This window comes from Acidobacteriota bacterium (assembly GCA_009861545.1).
In the GTDB taxonomy this organism is placed as follows: Bacteria; Acidobacteriota; Vicinamibacteria; order Vicinamibacterales; family UBA8438; genus WTFV01.
This window is the reverse complement of sequence record VXME01000003.1, coordinates 73873-92057: the sequence shown is the minus strand read 5'-3', so window position 1 is coordinate 92057 and position 18185 is coordinate 73873. Positions and strand designations below refer to the sequence as shown.

At 70.1% G+C, this 18185-nt stretch carries 17 protein-coding genes; 4 read left to right on the top strand and 13 right to left on the bottom strand.

Annotated elements, in window-relative coordinates; translation table 11 throughout:
* Together F4X11_00570 and F4X11_00565 are read left to right on the top strand one after the other, a co-directional pair.
* On the top strand, positions 1 to 699 hold a 699-nt coding region (locus F4X11_00570), incomplete at its 5' end, for a DUF1501 domain-containing protein (GenBank protein ID MYN63520.1).
* A gap of 14 nt (positions 700 to 713) precedes the next feature.
* A complete protein-coding gene (locus F4X11_00565) occupies positions 714 to 1133 on the top strand; it encodes a TIGR03067 domain-containing protein (protein MYN63519.1) in 420 nt (139 codons plus the stop codon).
* 98 nt (positions 1134 to 1231) lie between these two features.
* On the opposite strand, the gene F4X11_00560 is transcribed toward F4X11_00565, so the two are convergent.
* From F4X11_00560 to F4X11_00550, 3 genes are all read right to left on the bottom strand, one after another.
* Positions 1232 to 2824, bottom strand: coding sequence for a hypothetical protein (locus tag F4X11_00560; protein MYN63518.1), 1593 nt, complete (start codon positions 2822 to 2824; stop codon positions 1232 to 1234).
* Between the two features lie 102 nt (positions 2825 to 2926).
* Positions 2927 to 4345 carry a HAMP domain-containing protein gene (locus tag F4X11_00555; protein ID MYN63517.1) on the bottom strand — a complete coding sequence of 473 codons (1419 nt, stop codon included), beginning with the start codon at positions 4343 to 4345 and terminating at the stop codon, positions 2927 to 2929.
* Complete coding sequence (locus tag F4X11_00550; GenBank protein MYN63516.1) at positions 4342 to 5094, bottom strand: response regulator transcription factor; 753 nt, start codon at positions 5092 to 5094, stop codon at positions 4342 to 4344. Before F4X11_00550 ends, F4X11_00555 begins: the two co-directional genes overlap by 4 nt.
* 171 nt (positions 5095 to 5265) lie before the next feature.
* Here F4X11_00550 and F4X11_00545 point away from each other — a divergent pair, with 171 nt between their 5' ends.
* Positions 5266 to 5766 (top strand): hypothetical protein, encoded by a 501-nt coding sequence (locus F4X11_00545; protein ID MYN63515.1) that lies wholly within the window; start codon positions 5266 to 5268, stop codon positions 5764 to 5766.
* A gap of 128 nt (positions 5767 to 5894) precedes the next feature.
* Here F4X11_00545 and F4X11_00540 read toward each other — a convergent pair whose 3' ends face one another.
* Together F4X11_00540 and F4X11_00535 are read right to left on the bottom strand one after the other, a co-directional pair.
* Positions 5895 to 6371: a hypothetical protein gene (locus F4X11_00540; GenBank protein ID MYN63514.1), complete on the bottom strand. Its 477-nt coding sequence runs from the start codon at positions 6369 to 6371 to the stop codon at positions 5895 to 5897.
* A gap of 265 nt (positions 6372 to 6636) precedes the next feature.
* Entirely contained in the window at positions 6637 to 7740 is a 1104-nt protein-coding gene (locus F4X11_00535) for a hypothetical protein (protein ID MYN63513.1), read from the bottom strand.
* A gap of 278 nt (positions 7741 to 8018) precedes the next feature.
* Here F4X11_00535 and F4X11_00530 point away from each other — a divergent pair, with 278 nt between their 5' ends.
* Positions 8019 to 9281 (top strand): beta-lactamase family protein, encoded by a 1263-nt coding sequence (locus F4X11_00530; protein MYN63512.1) that lies wholly within the window; start codon positions 8019 to 8021, stop codon positions 9279 to 9281.
* A gap of 21 nt (positions 9282 to 9302) precedes the next feature.
* Here the strand turns inward: F4X11_00530 and F4X11_00525 are convergent, their stop codons facing one another.
* From F4X11_00525 to F4X11_00490, 8 genes are all read right to left on the bottom strand, one after another.
* Positions 9303 to 9569, bottom strand: a complete 267-nt coding sequence (locus F4X11_00525; GenBank protein ID MYN63511.1) for a PqqD family protein — start codon at positions 9567 to 9569, stop codon at positions 9303 to 9305.
* A complete protein-coding gene (locus F4X11_00520) occupies positions 9557 to 11428 on the bottom strand; it encodes a hypothetical protein (protein MYN63510.1) in 1872 nt (623 codons plus the stop codon). The genes F4X11_00525 and F4X11_00520 overlap by 13 nt, the downstream gene beginning before the upstream one ends.
* 31 nt (positions 11429 to 11459) lie before the next feature.
* On the bottom strand, positions 11460 to 11879 hold the full coding sequence (locus F4X11_00515) for a lasso peptide biosynthesis B2 protein (protein MYN63509.1): 420 nt from the start codon (positions 11877 to 11879) through the stop codon (positions 11460 to 11462).
* 478 nt (positions 11880 to 12357) lie between these two features.
* Positions 12358 to 13041 carry a response regulator transcription factor gene (locus F4X11_00510; GenBank protein ID MYN63508.1) on the bottom strand — a complete coding sequence of 228 codons (684 nt, stop codon included), beginning with the start codon at positions 13039 to 13041 and terminating at the stop codon, positions 12358 to 12360.
* 19 nt (positions 13042 to 13060) lie between these two features.
* On the bottom strand, positions 13061 to 14734 hold the full coding sequence (locus F4X11_00505) for a HAMP domain-containing histidine kinase (GenBank protein ID MYN63507.1): 1674 nt from the start codon (positions 14732 to 14734) through the stop codon (positions 13061 to 13063).
* Between the two features lie 81 nt (positions 14735 to 14815).
* Positions 14816 to 15577 carry a Crp/Fnr family transcriptional regulator gene (locus F4X11_00500; GenBank protein MYN63506.1) on the bottom strand — a complete coding sequence of 254 codons (762 nt, stop codon included), beginning with the start codon at positions 15575 to 15577 and terminating at the stop codon, positions 14816 to 14818.
* A gap of 176 nt (positions 15578 to 15753) precedes the next feature.
* Positions 15754 to 16386, bottom strand: a complete 633-nt coding sequence (locus tag F4X11_00495; protein ID MYN63505.1) for a hypothetical protein — start codon at positions 16384 to 16386, stop codon at positions 15754 to 15756.
* Between the two features lie 59 nt (positions 16387 to 16445).
* Complete coding sequence (locus tag F4X11_00490; protein MYN63504.1) at positions 16446 to 18077, bottom strand: hypothetical protein; 1632 nt, start codon at positions 18075 to 18077, stop codon at positions 16446 to 16448.
* Between the last annotated feature and the right edge of the window lie 108 nt (positions 18078 to 18185).

Genomic DNA, 18185 nt, shown 5'->3' with positions numbered 1-18185 from the left:
CCGCGCCCTCGCCCCTCCCCCCCCGCCCTGCGCCTCTGTCTCGCGCCCCCCCCCCCCCGCGCCCCGGCGGCCGCCGGGGCCCCCCGCCCCGCCCCCCGCCACTACCTCAGACAGGTCGACAACGGCCTTGCGCACGCCTCGCGTCAGCTCCATCGCGCACGGGCGGGAACGGGCGACGGCTTCGACTATCCCGACACGGCATTCGGCCAATCCCTGCGGTGGACCGCCGACATGATCGAGACCGGCTGCCCGACCCGTGTCTACTACGTCTCCATCGGGTCGTTCGACACGCCTGCGTCCGCTTCGTTCGACACCCACGTCGATCAACTCTCGAAGCACCGGATCCTCTTCACCGAGCTCGGACGCGGCCTGCGCGCCTTCGCCCGTCATCTGCGCGGGTCGGGGCAGCTCGATCGCGTGCTCCTGTTGACGTTCTCCGATTTCGGCCGACTGGTCGCCGAGAACCGGAGCAACGGCACGGAGCACGGAGACGCCGGCGTGCTGTTCGTAATGGGCGGCGGGGTGCGAGCGGGCCTGCTCGGCGAGCCGGCGGACCTCGGCAAGGTCACCCGCGGGGGCCTCGACGCCACGGTCGACTTCCGCCACGTCTACGCGGACGTGCTGCGGCACTGGCTCGGCGTCGACCCCGCCTTGATTCTCGGCAACGACGGCGGCACGTTCCCCATCGTCAGCGCCTGACCCTGGAGACCCCCATGCAGAAGACGCTCCCCGCATTGATCATCTCCCTGCTCCTGAACGTCGGTTTTTCGTCGGCGCAGGGCGAGAACGACATCCAGACGCTCCAGGGCGAGTGGACGGTGGCCGCCGCCGAGCAGCGCGGCCGCCCGTTCGACGTCATCGTCGGCGGGGTCCTCACGATCACGGACGACCGCTTCGAGCTGCTCACCGCCGCCGGAAACGCCTTCGAAGGGCAGATCCGGATCGACGCCTCGATGTCTCCCCGCCACCTGGACTTCCTCCATGACGACGGCCTGCTGTGGGAGGCGATCTATGTCGCGCAGCCGGACTTCTTCCGCCTCAACTACGTCGAGGCGGATGCCGACACGCCGCGCCCGACCCTGTTCGTCACCACCGCAGATACACCCGGCACCGTGATTGTCATGCAGCGATGATCGTCGTCCCGCTGCCGGCCGCGGAAACGCGGCCGCGACAGACGCGCGTAGATCAGTGAGGCCGCAGGGCGCGGCGTGGGCACGCGGCTCGCGCCCCGTCAGCCCGAGCGCGGCCGGCGGACGGCCGAAGTCCGCGACAGCCCGCGACCGAGCGCGCGCCGGATACGCCCGCACCCGATCCAGAGGCCGATGCCGCTCGACGCCAGGCCGCCGAGGCTCAGGGCGATCACGCCGATGTCCCATAGCGGCCGGCGATCGTACCAGAACGCGAAGTCGAGGCTGTGCAGCCCGTTGAAGAGCCAGCGCTCGACGCGGGTGAACCGGTGCTCGCGGGCGACCACCCGGCCGAGTGCCGGATCGACGTAGACCCAGGTCTCCATGGGATCGCCGAACTTGACGCGCATCACCGGCAACGGCGCCTGGCGTTCGCGCGAGTAGCCGCGCGCGTAGTAGTAGGCGTCGTAGTCGGCCAGCAGCTCGGACTCGACCACCGGCACGCCCGGAACCGCCGCCGTCAACCGCTTCAACAGCGACTCGGTGCTGAACGGCTCCTCGCGCAGCGCCAACGTATCGGCCGCGACAAGCAGCGGCCCCGACAGCCCACTGTCTCCGTCGACGTTCGCCCGGCGTTCGGGCGAAACGCCGGCCGTCTCCTCAGGTCCTGCTCCCACGCGTACGGCGTAGTAGGGATTGTCCTGGATGCGCAGCAGCTCGATCTCCTTGACCGGTTGTCCGCCGGCGACGCGCTCCCATGCCCCGCCGTCCACGGCCGCGAAGCTCGCGAGGTCGAGCGGACCGCCGGACAATGCGTGGCGCGGGACGTCGAGGCCGCTGGCGTTGTTCCAGGCGTAGGGATCCATCGACAGCAGGCCGCTGAAGACCCAGGTCAGGGTGACGAGTCCGAAAACGACACCCGTCAGGTAGTGCCAGCGCATCCAGCCCGCGTACGGGATCCGCGACCGGATACCGCCCGTGGAGCGGTTGTCTCCACGCGGCAGACGCCAGCGGAACTGGGTGACGCCCAGCACCAGCCCGATGACGGCGAGCAGGCAGCCGAGGGTCGACGTCCAGACCACGATGTCGTACCAGAGCGGCTGGTTCGTGCGCAGCGCGGTGAAGTAGATCCAGTGCGGAATCGCGCCCATCCACGCCAGCGCCCGACTGCGCCGCGTGGTCAGCATCGCCACCTCGGCCGTCCGCGGCGAGACGTAGAGCTCGGTGCCGGCATCGTCGTCGATTACGAGCTTGTGCAGCGGAAGCTGGCGCCGCTCGACCAGCGTCCACTGATCGGGCTCCGCAAGCGTGCCGGCGTACTCGACGGCACCGGCTGGGCGGCCGGTGAACCGACCCGCGACCGCGGCAGCCGCGGTCGGCCCCACCTCGCCGAGACGCTCCCCGGTGTCGGCGAACACGGTCACGCCGTCGAACCGGTAGGCCGGCCGGTCCATGACCGTCAGCAGCGAGGCGCGCTGGGGGGTCGGCGACACATACGCCCGCCGGGCCGCCGCGGCCGGGGCCAGCACGATGCGATCGAAGTCCAGCGCGGGCAGCCGTTCGAGCCGCAGCTCCGGCGTCAGGCGCGGCATGTCTCCCGTGTACATCATCACGATGCCGGAGGCGAACCAGACCACGAAGAGGGCGCTGAGGGGAATGCCCAGGTAGCGGTGGATCAGGATCAGCCAGCGTACCACTGTCTGTAGCCCACGCCGCGATTCGTTACTCGCCACGTTGCTCCTGATCCGGGATCTCGGCGACTTGCATGCTGCAGGGCTCTGAAGATCCGCTGATGCGGGTCAAGCGCCGGCGTCGCGCCCGTCTGCCGGCAGCGTGATCCGGAAGGTGCTCCCACGCCTTTCCCGCTCGTAGCTGAGTCGCCCGCGGTTGGCTTCGACGGCCCAGCGGGCAATCGCCAGTCCGAGGCCCGCGCCATCGTCGCCGTGCAGATCCTCCCCGGTTCCCGTCGCATCGGGTCCCGCCGCGCGATACAGGCGCTCGAACAGGTACGGTGCATGCTGCTCGGGAACGCCGGGACCGGTGTCGGTGACTTCCAGGACGGCGCTGCCGTTCAAGGCCGAAGCCCGCACCTGGATCTCGCCGCCGGCCGGCGTGTACTTGATCGCGTTGTCGACCAGATTGATCAACGCCTGCCGCAGCACGATCCGGTCGCCGCGGCAGATCGGGCTGCCGTCCCGCACCACGACGAGCGCCTGCTCCTTCTCCTCCGCCAACACGCCCAGGTGACCGGCGACGTTGTGGGCGAGCTCGGCCAGGTCGACTGCGTCACGGGCGCGGGCCCGATCGCCGCTGTCCGCACGCGACACGGTCAGGAGCCGATCGACGAGGCCGCTCAACCTGTCCGCCTCCTCCAGCATGCTCTCGACCACGGCGCGGTACGACGAAGTGTCGCGCGGCTCGCGCAGGGCGACCTCGCCGACGCTGCGAATCGCCGTCAGCGGCGTCCGCAGCTCGTGGGACACGTTGGCGGTGAACCGGCGCATCTGGGTGAACGAGGAATCGAGTCGGCCGAGCGTCTCGTTGAACACCGTCGCCAGGCGGCCCAGCTCGTCGTCGGGGTTGTCGATGGGCAGTTGCTCGCCCAACCGCGACGCGGTGATTGCGCGTGCCCGCTTGATCATGCTCGCGATGGGTTCGAGGGCGCCCCGCGCCAAGTAATAGCCGCCGAGCCCGGCCGCGGCGACGCTGAGGGGCAACCCGAGCAGCAGCACGAGCGCCAGCTCGCCCACCTCCTGGCGCATCAGTGCCTCGGACCGGCCTACCTGGACGACGACCGGGTCGCCGCCGATGACGGTCCGCGTGCCCAGTATCCGGAACGGCGCCGGCTCGCTCGCGACGGAGACGATGCGGCCGTCGGCGCGGTCGAGCAGCGCCTCGCTCTCCGGCACCGGGAGCCGGCGGGCGACGGCCGTGCGGTAGATCAGCGCTCCGTCGAGGGTCCATACCTGCAGCCAGGGACTCTCCTCGCTCCACGGATCCCCCTCGAACCAGGTGAGGGATCCGTCGGGGCCCTGCTCGGCCATGCCCGCGGCCCACCGGAAATCGCTGCGCAGCAACCCATCCAGCGCCCGCGACGCGTTGCGGGTGACGATCAGCAGCACGACCGCCGCGTAGATGGCCAGCACCACCACCATCATGGCCACGTGCCACAGGGTGAGCCGGACGCGCAGCGTGCGCGGCAACCAGGGAAAGGTCACGGGTTCCCGGCCTCGCGCAGCACGAACCCGACACCCCGTACCGTGTGGATCAGACGAACCGGCTGATCCGCATCGATCTTCCGGCGCAGCCGCGAGACGTGCACGTCGATTACGTTGTCGAGGGTCGTGCTGCGGGCGGTCTCCCGCCAGACCTCGCGGGCAAGGGTGTCGCGCGACACGACCTGGCGCGCGTGGCGCATCAGGTGCAACAGCAGGTCGAACTCCTTCGCCGTCAAGTCCACCGTCCTTCCGGCCCGGGTCACGCGGTGGACGGCGCAGTCGATCACCAGCGTGTCGACGGTCAATCGCTCGGCCTCGGCAGGTCGTCCCCGGCGGGCCACCGCCCGAATGCGCGCGAGCAGCTCGGCGAAGGCGAACGGCTTGACGACGTAGTCGTCGGCGCCCGCGTCGAGACCAACGACGCGGTCTTCCAGCGTGTCACGTGCCGTCAGGACCACCACCGGCGTCTGCAGGCCGCGGCGCCGTACCGCCGAAAGGACCTCGATGCCGTCCCGGCCGGGCAGACGCAGGTCGAGCAGGATGAGGTCGAAACGGTCCGTCGTCAGGCGGAAGAACGCCGCCTCGCCGGAGGTCTCGACGACAACGTCGTAGCCCTCGCCCGCGAGCCCCTGGCGGAGCGCTTCGGCCACCTTGCGCTCGTCCTCGACCACGAGCACGCGCAACGGGCGCGCCGGCGACGGCGGACGCAGGCCGATTCCGGGCCGCGGCAGGCTCGCGGTGGACGGCATCCGTAGCAGCTTATCGGCCCACCCACCGTAACGAAAAGATTTCAGACGATCTTCAGGATTTACCCGCTCCGGGCTTACTATTATTGTCAACTGGTGCCTTTGCTTCGCTTCGCGTGCAAGGATGCGATGGTACCGACGGAAAATCCGCGTCGTCCGCAGTGGAGAACGGCCATGAAGTGGAAACTGCCCGTTCTGATCGCCGCCTGCCTGACCATAGCGTCCGGAATCCACGCGCACGCCGGCCGCGAGCTTGCGGGAGTCGCCGAGCCGGCACGCGGCGAAGGCGGCCACCACGCCATCGGCGAGATCTACGACGAGGAACGGATGATCGTCCTCGCCGGCGAGGTCGAGTCGTTCCTGTTCGGCAATCCGCATTCGCTGCTCCACGTGCGGGTCGTGGACGAGGGCGGACGCGTTCGAACCTGGGCCGTGGAGTGGCGGGCCGCCAACCGGCTCTCGCGCGCCGGGCTGACCGGGGACGCGCTCGCACCGGGGGATCCTGTCGCGCTGTGCGGACACCCGGGGCGCAATCCCGCCGCCTACCGGCTCTACCTGCTGAACGTGGCGCGGCGCGCGACCGGTTCCGATTCGGGCGAGATGCGCGAGGCGCTCTGCGAGCGAGAGGCGAGCCCGGAAATCGCCGAATTGCCGCGGGCCGCGTTCTCACGCTGACGCGCTGCCGGACTTCTGCCCGCTGAACCTGCGCCGCACGAGGAGCTTCGCGCCCGCGAGACTCCAACGCGAACCGTCCGGGGTCGCGGCGCAACCCCCTCGGGGGCGCGCCGCGGGCCGCGCGCGGCTCACGGGATGGTTCGGCCGCGCTGCTCGTCCCCCACCCAGTAGATGTTGTGACAGTTGTTGCAGGCGTTGTAGACCACTTCCCCGCTGTCGAAGATGGCCTCCGGGTCCTCCGCCCGCGCGGCCTCCAGGGCCACCGCCGCCGCGTCGATCATCTCCTGTGAGAACACCATCCATTGCTCGTCGTCGCGCGGGCGGTTGCCGAGCATCAGCAGGTTGCCGGATTCGATGAGGGTCATCGCGGCCCCGGTCACGGCGAGCCAGTCCTCTTCGGTCTCCGGCTCCCAGTGGTTCTCGCCGTTCTCGTCCCAGATGGTGCCGACCGCGTCCCAGAGGGCGTCGGCGGATGCGTCGATCATGCCGGCCATCAAGTCCCGGGTGGTATGGCGCATGTCGAGCGGCGGTCCCGCCGGCTCCTCCGCCGCACAACCGGTGATGAGCAGGGCGCCGGCCAGCAAGAATCCACAGGTCGTTCGCATGTCGTGTCCTCACCTGCGCATTCGTGATGCGCGAGAGCGCTGCCCGGGCGAGGGCAACGGCTGGGCTCCAAGGATCCCGGAACATGGTACGTGGCCCGCTCCGGGGAGGCAACCCGCGTGGCCCGCGCACCCCGGCGTGGCCCGCGCACCCCGGCGAAGCAACGACCGCGTACAACGGCCGCGGGACGGGGAGCGCCGGCCGTACAAACGAAGAGCCGGGATCGCGCGACCCCGGCCCCCCGAATCACGATTTCGAACCGAACGCCTACGGGCGCGGGACGCCGACGTCGCCCTTCGCGTTGCCCATGCCCTTGTACTTGAAGCGCTGCACGCGCTTGCCCTCGTAGGTCTCGGTCGTGTAGACGTTGCCCATCGAGTCGACAGCGATGCTGTGGTTGCCGTAGAACTGACCGGCCATGCGGCCGCCGCTGCCGAAGCTGTAGACGTACTCCAGCGGCTTGCGGCGCAGCACGTGGACCTTCTCGTTCATGCCGTCTGCGACGTAGGCGAAGGTCTGGTCCGGGTCGGTCGAGAAGGCGATATCCCAGACCGCGCCGGCCCCGAGCGTCTTCGTCATGAGGTAGATCTCCTCGACGAACTCGCCCGCCTTGGTGAACACCTGCACCCGGTTGCCGGGACGGTCGCACGCATAGACCAGGCCGTCGTTGGTCGGGTCGGCGCAGTGCACCGGGTTCCGGAACTGCGGCGTGCCGGACTTGTCCTTGCTGACCGTGCCGTGCGCCGGCGCGTTGGCCAGGTCGTAGCGCGGCAGCTCGTCGTCGCTCGGCGTGTTGCCATAGGCGCCCCAGAAGCGCTTCAACTCGCCGGTCGTGCCGTCCACCACCGCCACGCGCTTGTTGCCGTAGCCGTCGGCCAGGTACGCCTCGTTCGCCTCGTTGTCGAAAGTGACCTTGGCCACCTTCTGGTAGCGCGTCCTGGAGCTGCTGTCGGGCTCGGCGAAACCGTCCTCGCCCACCTGCAGCAGGAACTCGCCGGTGTGGCTGAACTTCAGGGCGTGCGAGTCATCGCCGCCGTTGCCGCCGATCCAGACGTTGTCCATGCCGTCGACCCAGACGCCGTGGTTCGACTCGGGCCAGTCGTAGCCTTCACCGGGACCGCCCCAGTGCTGCAGCAGGTTGCCCTCCTGGTCGAACTCCAGGATGGGGGGCGCCGCAAAGCAGCAGGCCTCCGCAAACGGCGGATCGAGCGCGGCGGGAATCTCGTTCGGCGCGAGGTTGCCGCGGTGCACGATCCAGACGTGGTCGTCCGAGTCGACCGAGACCCCGATAGTCGAGCCGAGCAGCCAGTTGTTCGGCAGCGGCTTCGGCCAGAACGGGTCGACCTCGAACATCGGCGCGTTCGGGATCATCCCCTGAGCCCCGACCACGCCGCTCTGGATCCCGCCCCACACCAAGCCGGCGGCCACCACGACGCCCAGGCTCAAAACGGTCAGTCTTCGCATCATGTCAGGGTCCTCCTCAGACTCCTCGAACAGACTTCTTCGCGGCACACTGCACCGCGCCGGCGAATGCGCTGCGCACAGACTGCCATCGACCGTCGCGTAAGGCAAGCCCGAACCGGATTTTTCTGGTGGTATGGTGCACGGAACGCGGGCGGCCTGCCGGCAGGCCGCGAAGGAGCAACGTCATGACCTGCAGGCTCACCCTCGTCGCCGTCTGTCTCGCCGCGGTCGCGGCCGGGAGCGTCCCGCCCCCCGCAAGCGCGCAGGGGTTGCCGCGGGCCGCGCCCGCAGCCGTGGGACTCTCTGCCGAGCGGCTGGAAGAGGCAACCGCCCGCCTCCGGGCCCACGTCGAGGCGGGCGACGTCGCGGGCGTCGTGGCCGGCGTGGTCAGGCGCGGCCGGCTGGTCTATCTCGAAGCGCTCGGCGCGCTCGACCGCGAACGCGGCCTCGCTATGCGCGACGACGCCCTCTTCCGCCTTTATTCCATGACGCGCCCCATCACGAGCCTGGCCGCGATGATCCTGTGGGAGGAGGACCGCTTCGAGCTCGAGGACCCCGTCTCCCTGTACCTGCCGGAGTTCGCGGACCAGCGCGTCTTCACGGATGCATCCGACCCCGACATGGCGGCGACCCGCCCGCGGGCCGCCGAGATGACCGTCGAGCACCTCCTGCTGCACACCTCCGGTCTGGGTAGCCGCGGATCCGCCATCTATCGCGCCGAGCAGGTGCGGCTGCGCTCGATCACGCTGCCGCAGATGGTGGACAACGCCGCGCGGGTGCCGCTGTTCGAGGATCCCGGAACACGCTGGCGCTACGGCGTATCCACCACCATCCTCGGCCGGCTGGTCGAGGTCTGGTCCGGCATGCCCTTCGACGAGTTCCTCCGGGAGCGCGTGTTCGAGCCGCTCGGGATGACCGACACCGTCTTTCGGGTCGACCCCTCCCGCGGCGACCGCTTCGGCCCCGCCTACCGGCCCGGGCCGGACGGTGAGCTGCGCCCGTACGCCATCGAGGTCGTGCCCTTCACCGAGCAGCCGGCGCTGATCGAGGGCGGCGTCGGGCTCGTCTCGACCGTGCGCGACTACCTGCGGTTCTCTCAGATGTTTCTCAATGACGGCGAGCTCGACGGCGTCCGAATCCTGCAGCCGTCCACCGTGGCGCTGATGACCGTCAACCGCGTGCCCGACGCCCTGCTGCCGATTGGCTTCGGCAACCCGCAGCCCGGCCGCGGCTGGACGCTCGGCTTCTGCGTCGTGATGGACGGAGACGCATCTCCCCTGCCGGTCAGCGAGGGCACGTTCTGGTGGGACGGCTCGTCCGGCACCCGCTTCTTCATCGACCCGGTGGAGGACATGGTGACCGTCATCATGGGGGCGGCGTCGCCGGCCTACGGCAACGGATTCCGGGAAGCGTTCACGGCGGCCGTCTACGCCGCCATCGTCGACTGACCGGCGCGGCGAGCGGGCACGTCAACTCGCGCACTCGACGAGTCGCCGCCGCAGCAGGTCCTGAAGAAGTCGCTGCACGTCGCGTTCGAGGACCCCGGCGGCCACGTCGTACTCTGCGGACAGCCGCTCCACGATGCACGCACGCGTAGCGCCCTCCCCGATCAGGTCCCATACCCTGGCGCCGACGTCGTCGAGTCCCAGGTAGCGCCCCGACCGCATGTCGGCCACGATGACCTGATCGTCCATGCGAACGGAATGCGCATGGTCGGCAATCCTCAGCTCAGCCATGCGGAATCTCCCTTGCGGGCGGCGTGCTGCAGCCACGCATCCAGCGTCAACGTCGAGAGCAGCCCGCCGAGATCGAACGCGTGTCCCTGGCGGGCGAGGTGCAGGGCGTTGCGCAGCCGTTCACGATCGACCGCGCCCAGTTCGGCCAGCATCGACGACGCGACGATGCGCTCGAGAACCGGCCACTCCCGGCGCAGGCCGGTGTAGGCCGCGTGGCCGGTCGAGGCGTTCTGCGTGCGCCGTCTGACCTCCTCCGGCAGCACGCCCTCCATTGCGCGGCGCAGGAGCGCCTTCGTTTCTCCCGGAACGGCCTTCAGGCTCCACGGCGTCGCGAGCGCCAGCTCGACGAGCGGCCGGTGCAGGAACGGGTACCGTATGTCGCACGCCTTCTCCAGGCAGCCCCGCAACAGGAAACCGCTGATGCGGCCGACCCTTTCGACGTGCCACTGATCGGCCACACCCCGCCGCGCCGGCGGCATGCTCCCGTTCCGGGCGCGCCCCTGCAGGTTCCACCGGCGCGCGAAGGGGCCCGCGATCCAGTCGGGTATCTCCGGCAACCGGCCGTGGCTGACCAGGGGACGGCTCCCCAGCGGTCGCAGGCAGTACCGCGACGCGACGTTGCCCAGGGGGATCCCGAGCGCCCGCTGCCAGCGGTCGAGCTCGCGCCAGAGCGCCGCCAGTCGCCCGCGGCGCGCCAGGTCCGCGAGATGCACCGGCGACTGCTGCTTGCTCATGACGACGGCTTCGGCGCCGATGCCGGTGAGCAGGATCGGTACGCCGGCGCCGCCCATCAGCCGCTGGTACTGCCGGTGCACGCCAAAGAACGCCGCGGCGGCATGGGGCTCCTCCCAGTACCGGACGGCCTCGGTGAGCCGCGTGAACGGCGGCTGCGCGTCGCCGTCGATGCAATGCCGGTCGACACCCAGGGTGCGCGCCACGGCGGCGGCCCACTGCCGTTCGTCGCTCAACGTCGACCGGTCGAACACGACGCTGATGGCCGACAACCGGGGACCGCCTCGCCGGCGGGCTGCGACGCTCACGATCGACGACGAATCGAGGCCGCCCGAGAGGTCCGACCAGACCCTGCCCACGCCGCGCATCCGACTCGCAACCGCGCTGGAGAACGTCTCCCGGAACCGGTCGACATACTCGCGGAGGTCTCGATCGGCCGCGGCTTCCCCGGTGCTCCACTCCCAGTACCGTTCGATCCGAACGCGCCCCTCCTCCGCGATCAGGCGGTGGCCGGGCTTGAGCCGCGACACGCCCCGATACGGCGTGCAGGCGGCGTCGGCCCGATCGACGCCGTGCGCGAGCCGGTCCGCGACGAACTCCAGATCGAACGCCGGCGTGTGCGGGCGTGCGGCCAGAATCTGCCTGATCTGCGTGGCGAAACACACCACGTCGTCCCGCAGCCTCATGTACAGCGGTCGTACCCCGAGCGGATCCCGGACGCACAGCAGGCGGCGCCGGGCGGCGTCCCAGAGGGCGAACGCGAAGTCTCCGATCAACTTCGACGCGCAGTCGTCGCCCCAGGCGGCGTAGGCCGCGAGCGTCAACTCGACATCGGACGACCCCGGCCGGGCGCCGTGCCGGCGGAGCTCGGCAGCCAGCTCCTCCCGGTTGTCCAATCGACCGTCGAAGACGAGCGTGCGCCGGCGCGACGCGTCGCCCGCAGGCTCCGCAGCCGCCGGACCCGCTGCGCCGAGGTGAGGCGAAGCGCAGCAGAGCCCGCTGGGGCCATGCGTCCACGACCTCCGGCGACAGGGCAGCAGGAGCTGCGCCGCGTCGTTCATCCGCCCGACCATCGCGCGATCGACCGGCCCCCCATCGAGACGGCATACGCCGCCGATAGCCTGCATCCGTTTGTCCTCTTGTCGCTGCCCGACAGATTCAGGTCGAAATGATCGACGCGTAGGGCTCGTGCCGCCAATCGTCGAGCGATTCGTCCAGCACGTCGCCGAGGCATTCGACCCAGGCGTGGGCGCCGAACGGATAGCGCTTCACCCCGATATGCAGCGTCGCGGGGACGCCCCGGCGCCGCAGGAGCACGTAGATGGTCAAGGCCCTGGGCAGGCAATCCAGCCGGCGCCGCCAGTAGTAGCGCGTGGCGGTTCGCACGGCCGCCATGGTCCGTTCCACGTGACGCTCGGGCGCCGTCGCTACCGTCGCGCGCGCCGCTCCACTCCACCATCTCGTGAACCGGTACATCCGGGGAAAGCCGAGGACGAGAAATCCGACGTCCAGAAGCACGAAGATCAGGAACGCCTGCATCGAGAGACCCGTTCGCGAACCGTCGAAAGCCGTCATCATCGCCTGCTCCCCGCAACGCTCGAGCCGAATCGTCGGGCGGGCGGCGCGTCGACCGTCCGCCCGACGACCGGGTCCGGAGGAATGGAATCAGGGTCCCCAGAACAACCCGCCGTTCATGCCGTCGAGGCAGAGCCCGAAGCAATCGCCGGTCATGGCGTCGATGGCCCCGAAGTCGACGACTCGCGGTGTGACGTACGCCTTCTTGCGGCGGCAGTTACGCGGTGCAGTCATTCTTCCTCCCCATTCTGGATATGGCGGCCGCGCCGCCGGATGTGAACGTATTGTGGGGTCGCAGCCGGGAGAAGGCATTGCATCCGGTCAGCCGGTTCGATGACATGCGTCAATTGTCACGGCAGTCGACGCAACGCCATCGCGTACGCCGCGCGAGCACAGGTGATCTCCTGCTTGCGTGGCCCTGAACAAAACGGCCGGTGGGGATGATGGGGCCGAACAGGGAGCCCCGCGGGTTTGGCGGGCGCTATCCGGTGAACCGGTAGCCGACGCGGTGCACGGTGACGATCCAGCGAGGATCCGACGAGTCGTCTTCTATCTTCTGGCGCAGCTTGGCGATGTGCATGTCGACGGTACGGGTGAGCGGCGAGACCGCGCCGTGGCCCCAGACCGAGTCCAGGAGCTGATCCCGCCCCACCACCTCGCCGCGATGCTCGATGAAGTACTCGAGCAGCCGGAACTCGCGCGGCTGCAACGCCAGGAGCCGCTCCCCTTTGGTGACCTCGCGAGTCCTGAAGTTCAGCGTCACGTCTCCGAACGCGTAGGTATGGGCCTGCTCCGCGAACCGTCGCGAGCGGCGCAGGACGGCCTCAACGCGCGCGAGGAGCTCCATGAAGCTGAACGGCTTCGTGATGTAGTCGTCCGCCCCCGCCTTCAGGCCGACGACCTTGTCGAGCTCCTGGCTCTTCGAGGTGAGCATGACGATCGGAATCGTGCTCCCGCGCGATCGCAACCTCCGACAGACGTCGACGCCGTTCACTTCGGGCAGCATGACGTCGAGAATGACGAGATCGATTCCTCCCTGGCCCGCCAGACGCAGACCGGCGGCGCCGTCGCGCGCCAGCAACGTCACATGGCCCTCGTACTGCAACCCCTCCGACAGCGCAGTCGCCAGGGAACGATCGTCCTCGACAATCAGGATTCTGCTCACGGCCCTCTGTCCGGTGCGTTCAGGCCCGTGCCCCGGCTTCCATCCCTGGGCCGTCTTCCGCGCTCGAAACGCCGACGTCGTCGCGGACCGCCGACGCCCCGGCCGCCGGAATCACCACGGTGAAGGTCGCCCCGCGGCCCGGGCGGCTGTCGACCTCCACCCGCCCGCCGTGCGCCTGCACGACCTGCCGGACGATCGCCAGCCCGAGGCCGGTACCGGCTACACCATCGTCGGCCGGCGCGGTGGTCCGGTAGAACCGATCGAAGATCCGCTCCTGCTCCTCGGGCGCGACCCCCATGCCGAAATCGGTCACGGCCACGGCGACGCCCTCGTCGCGACAGGTCAGATCCACGCGGATCCGACGTGATCGTCCCGAGTACTTCATCGCGTTGTCGAGCAGATTGACGAAGACCCGCGTCATGGCTTCTTCGTCGATGCGGACCGCCGGCAGCAGGGTATCGGGGCAGGTCACCAGGATCGTGAAGCCGTCCCGTTCGCGGCGCGCATCCACCGCGCTGACGGCGGCTCCGACCGGGTCCTCCATTGCCGCGTCCTCCCGGCGGTACTCCACCGCCGCGGACTCGATGCGCGCGAAGTCCAGAACGTTGTCGATGAGGTGGCGCAGGCGATTGCTCTCGTGCTCGATGTGGCCGCCGTACTCGACGATCTTCTCCGGCGACGTGACGCGCCCGCAGCGCAGGAACTCGCCGAACACCGCTATCGACGCCAGCGGCGTGCGCAGCTCATGGGACACGTTGGCCACGAACGCGTTCCGTATTCGGGAGAGACGCCGCTCCCGGCCCGCCGCACGCCACGTCAGCAGCACGCCGACGATCACCGAGACGGACATCGTCACGGTCAGCGCCCAGCTCGAGAACGCATTCGACTCGAGAATCCGCGCGGCGGCCGTGTGACGGCTGCGCGCGGACAGCTCCCAGTCCCGAAACACGAAGTCGAACCGCGCCGCCAGCACGTCGGCCTGTCCGGCGCCGTCGTGGGTGGCCGTCACGACACGTCCGCCAGGGTCGGACACGCGCACTATCAGGTTGTCGGGCACCCCGCCGGCGAGCAGATCCAGCCTTTCCTCGATTGCCCGCGGCAGGTACTCGCCCTCGAACCGATCCGCGTCCAGCACGAAACCGACGAGGCCGATTGCGTTCCCGCCGGCGCCGGTGACGAAACGGTAGACGACCCGATTGGCGGGATCCGCCTCGTCGACGTCCAACCCGGACACGTCGAGATCGAGCCACTGCTGCTGCCGCAGGCGCAGCAGCGTGCTGGCGCGCAGCACCACCACCTCGACGTCGGGCTCGGCGCCGATGCTCATCGTGCCGGCGGTCGGATCGTAGTACCGCGTCAGGCACAGGCAGCCGTCGAGCGTCGCGGCGAACAGCAATCTGGCCGCCGACGTGTCGACCGCGTCGAAGTGCCGACCGATGTCGTCGAACCGCTTCGCGGCCAGCACGTCGGCCGGGATGTCCAGCATTTTGCGCGCCGCGTCCTCGTACATCTGCCGCACGTCGGCCGTCACGGCGTCCAGGTACCGCGCGATCGTGGTCTGGTGGGCGATGAGCTCCACCTCCGCCAGCCGCCGGCTCGACAGGTACTGCAGCACCAGGATGGCGAGCAGCGGCACGAGCACGACAGCCACATCCGGGCGCCAACGCCCCCGAAACAGTCCGAATCTGTGCATGACGATCTCTCCCGCGCCGACGATACCACCGGTGGCCGGCCCCTCTCCCCGCGGCCGGCATCCGAGACACCAGGCCGGCGGTCAGCAGACCTGGGCGGCGGTTGCGTCCGGCGCGCCGGCGGCAACCGCCGTGGTGAGGACACCGAACTCCTGGGCGCCGTCGGCGGCGAGCCGCTGCACCTCCGGGATCACGATCCACCCCTGCTGGACACGAATGACGCCGTCCTCGCGCAGCCGCTTCAGCAATCGGCTGAGGTGCTCCGGCGTGACGGCGATGAGGCTGGCCAGCTCCCAGCGCTTCAGCGGCAGCAACAGACGCACCTCCTCTCCGCTTCCGTCGGGACTCGACAGCGTCGCGAGTCGCCGCAGAATCCGTTCCAGGCGCTGGCGCGAGGTCTTGGCGCCCAGATCCGACATGTGATGGAACTGGCTGAGGACCTCGCGGCTGTGCATCCGGTGGACGTGCCAGGACAGATCCGGATGCTCCGCCAACAGGGCCAGAAAGGCGTCCTGCGACAGCCGGCGCACGGTGCACGAGGTCAGCGCGACCGCGCTCGCGGCATGCGACCGCCGGACCAGGACGAAGGCCGCTCCCAGAAACCAACCCGCGCCCCGCAGTCCCAGAATCTGCTCGCGGCCGCCCGCATCGATCCGCACGAGCTTCGCCAGGCCGTCCTCGACGAAGAAGATCTCGTACGGCTCGCAGCCCTGCTGCACGAGCACGGTCCCGGCCGGATACAGTTGCGGCGCCGGCAGAAGCGAGAGCCAGGATGCCGAAGCACGTTCATCTCCCGGCCCGTCGGCCCGACCTCCATCACTCGCACATCGCGGATTCACGTACATGCGCCGATGGTGACCCCGACGGATGTAAATGTCATCAACGAGGCGTCAAAGTTGTAATGAACTTGTAAAAGCTGCGGTCGAACCTGTGAGCCGGGTAGCGAGCCCGGCGGGATGGAATCAGGATAGAGGCGCCGCCGGTCCTGCGAGCTTTCCTGACGTGACCCTGTGGTCCACCGCTACCCGGTGACCAGCGGAGCCAGGCAGTCGGACTCGGCGCTGACGTCCAGCGGCCACCAGCTCGTGAAATCCGCGTCGGAGGCGGCGATGGGCACCACGAGCGGAAACCCGTCCGGTTCGAACGCCGCGGTGCCGCCGGCCTCCGCGTAGCGGCGCGCCAGCGCCTGACGGAAACGGCCGACCTCGGGCGCGTCGAAGATGGCGTAGTAGAGCTGCCGGGTCGTGCCGGCGCCTGCGCGCCGGACGACACCGATGCAGACCGGCGCCGGAGCGGCGGCCGCTACGCCCGACTCCTCGGCCACCTGCAGCACGTCCGGCGGCGCGAGCACGCTCCCGAGCGCGTCGCGGTACTCGGCGTGCAGCACGAGCGGCATCGCCGCCACGGTCGGCGAGGTCATCGACTCCATGGTGCGATTGAAGATCTGCTGGAAGAGCTCGGCGCGAAGCTGATCCGACGGCTGCAGCACGAGCAGGCCGGCGCCCGGCTGCATCGGCCCACGCAACGCGAGCGTCCACTCCGCAACCATCCCGGCGTCGACGACGTAGGGCTCCGCCAGGCTGCTCTGCACCGTCCGCCAGAACAGCCAGCCGAGCACGGCCAGCGCCACGAGCGCGATGCCTGCCTTGCGCATCTCTATGCCTTCGCTCCGCCTGACGGCTGTTCCGGGGTCCCGGCGCGACGGTCGGCCATCTAGGGGTCCTTGCGGTCGTACCCCACGGCCGCCGCGAGCGCGGCCGCCATGCGCCGGTCGCGCTCGCGGGCGTCGCGCACCTGGTCGGGACGCGTCTGGTAGCAGTCGAGACAGACGAGGGGGTCGACGACGTGCCCCTCGGTGGACAGCCCGCGGGCCGCCATCAGCTCGCGCAGACGATCGGCGGTGTGCGCCTGCGCCTTGAAGAAGTCGGAGTAGCTGAGCCCGTTGGCGACGGCGAGCGGCGTCCACCCCTCGACGGTCCGCGCATCGAGGGCCGCCCCCTGCTCCGCGAGGTAGTCGACGAGGCGGTTGACGCCGCGAAACGCCGCCCCGTGCAGCGCGGTCTCGCCGCGGAAGTTCGTGGCGTCGACGTCGGCGCCGAGCTCGACGCACATCCGGACCGCCTCGAACACCTCGTCTTCCTGCCCGGGCAGCGACCCGCCGTCCTCGCCCGGAATGAAGATGGCGATGCCCGCCGCCACCATCAGCGGTGTCGTACCGTCGGCACTCGGGATGCGCGGGTCGGCGCCGGCCTCGATCAGCACCCGCATCGCCTCGACATCGGTGTTCTTCGCGGCCAGGAAGAACGCGGTCGCGCCAAGCCGGTTGAGGCGGCTGCGCTGGCCGTCCTTCATGCCGTTGGCCATCATGCGCGCGTCGACGTCGACGCCGCGGGCGATGAGCTTGCGGACGACGTCGATGCTGTCGACGCGGCCCGTCGGAATCGGTCCGGCGAGCCCGCCGCTGGGGTTCGGCCGACGGGTGCGCACCGTCTGGTGCAACGCGTTCCAGCCGGCGCCGGCCAGGTTGGGGTCGGCGCCGCGATCGAGCAGGTAGTCGGCGAGCTCCCAGTGCGCATTCGCCGCCGCCACCACCAGCGCGCTCCGCCCGTCCGACAGCGTGTCGTCGATGTCGGCCCCGGCGTCGAGCAGGGCGCGCACCGCGTCGATGGCCCCGGCCCGGACCGCGAAGAGGAGCGCGGTGAACGAGGTGGGCTCCGGGCTCCGGAAGTAGCTCAGGCTCGGCGGGGACGGCGGCCCCGTGGTCCGGACGTGCAGGTCGGCGCCCAGCTCCGCCAGGGCATGCACCGCCGGCGCGTTGTTCCGCGCCGCCGCCCACATCACCGCGGTCTGGCCGCCGACGTCGTCCCGCGCGTTCGGATCCGCACCGGCGCGCAGCAGCACGCGCACGGCGTCCGGCGGTCCGGCCCGCGCCGCGGTCATCAGCGCGGTTTCCCCGCCCGGCATCGACGCGTTGGGGTCGGCGCCGGCGTCGAGCAACCGCTCGAGAACCACGGCGCTCCCGTTGGTGGCGGCCAGCGCGAGGGGCTGCACGCCGTAGCGGTTCGACACGCTCGGATCGGCGCCGGCATCGACCAGCAACTGCACGAGCTCCGGTAGATCCCGATGCACGGCCCAGTGCAGGGCCGTCGCGCCGTCGACCGACGCGGCGTCGACGTCCGCCCCGGCTGCCAGCAGGTCACGCACCGCACCCGCGTCCCCGGCCTCGGCCGCGGCGACAATCGGCGGACCGTCGGCCACGGCATGCGCGGTCCCCGGCAGCCCACCGCCCGACACGGCAACGACGACGCCGGCCAACGCGGCCCATCCGATTGGCATCGCACGCATTTCCACTTCCCTCGCAAGCCCGCAATCGTCGCCGGCCGGCTCCGCTCCCCCTCCGAACCGATCCACACCCGGCGTCTGCGCCGTTGCAGCGACGCAGACAACGGATGC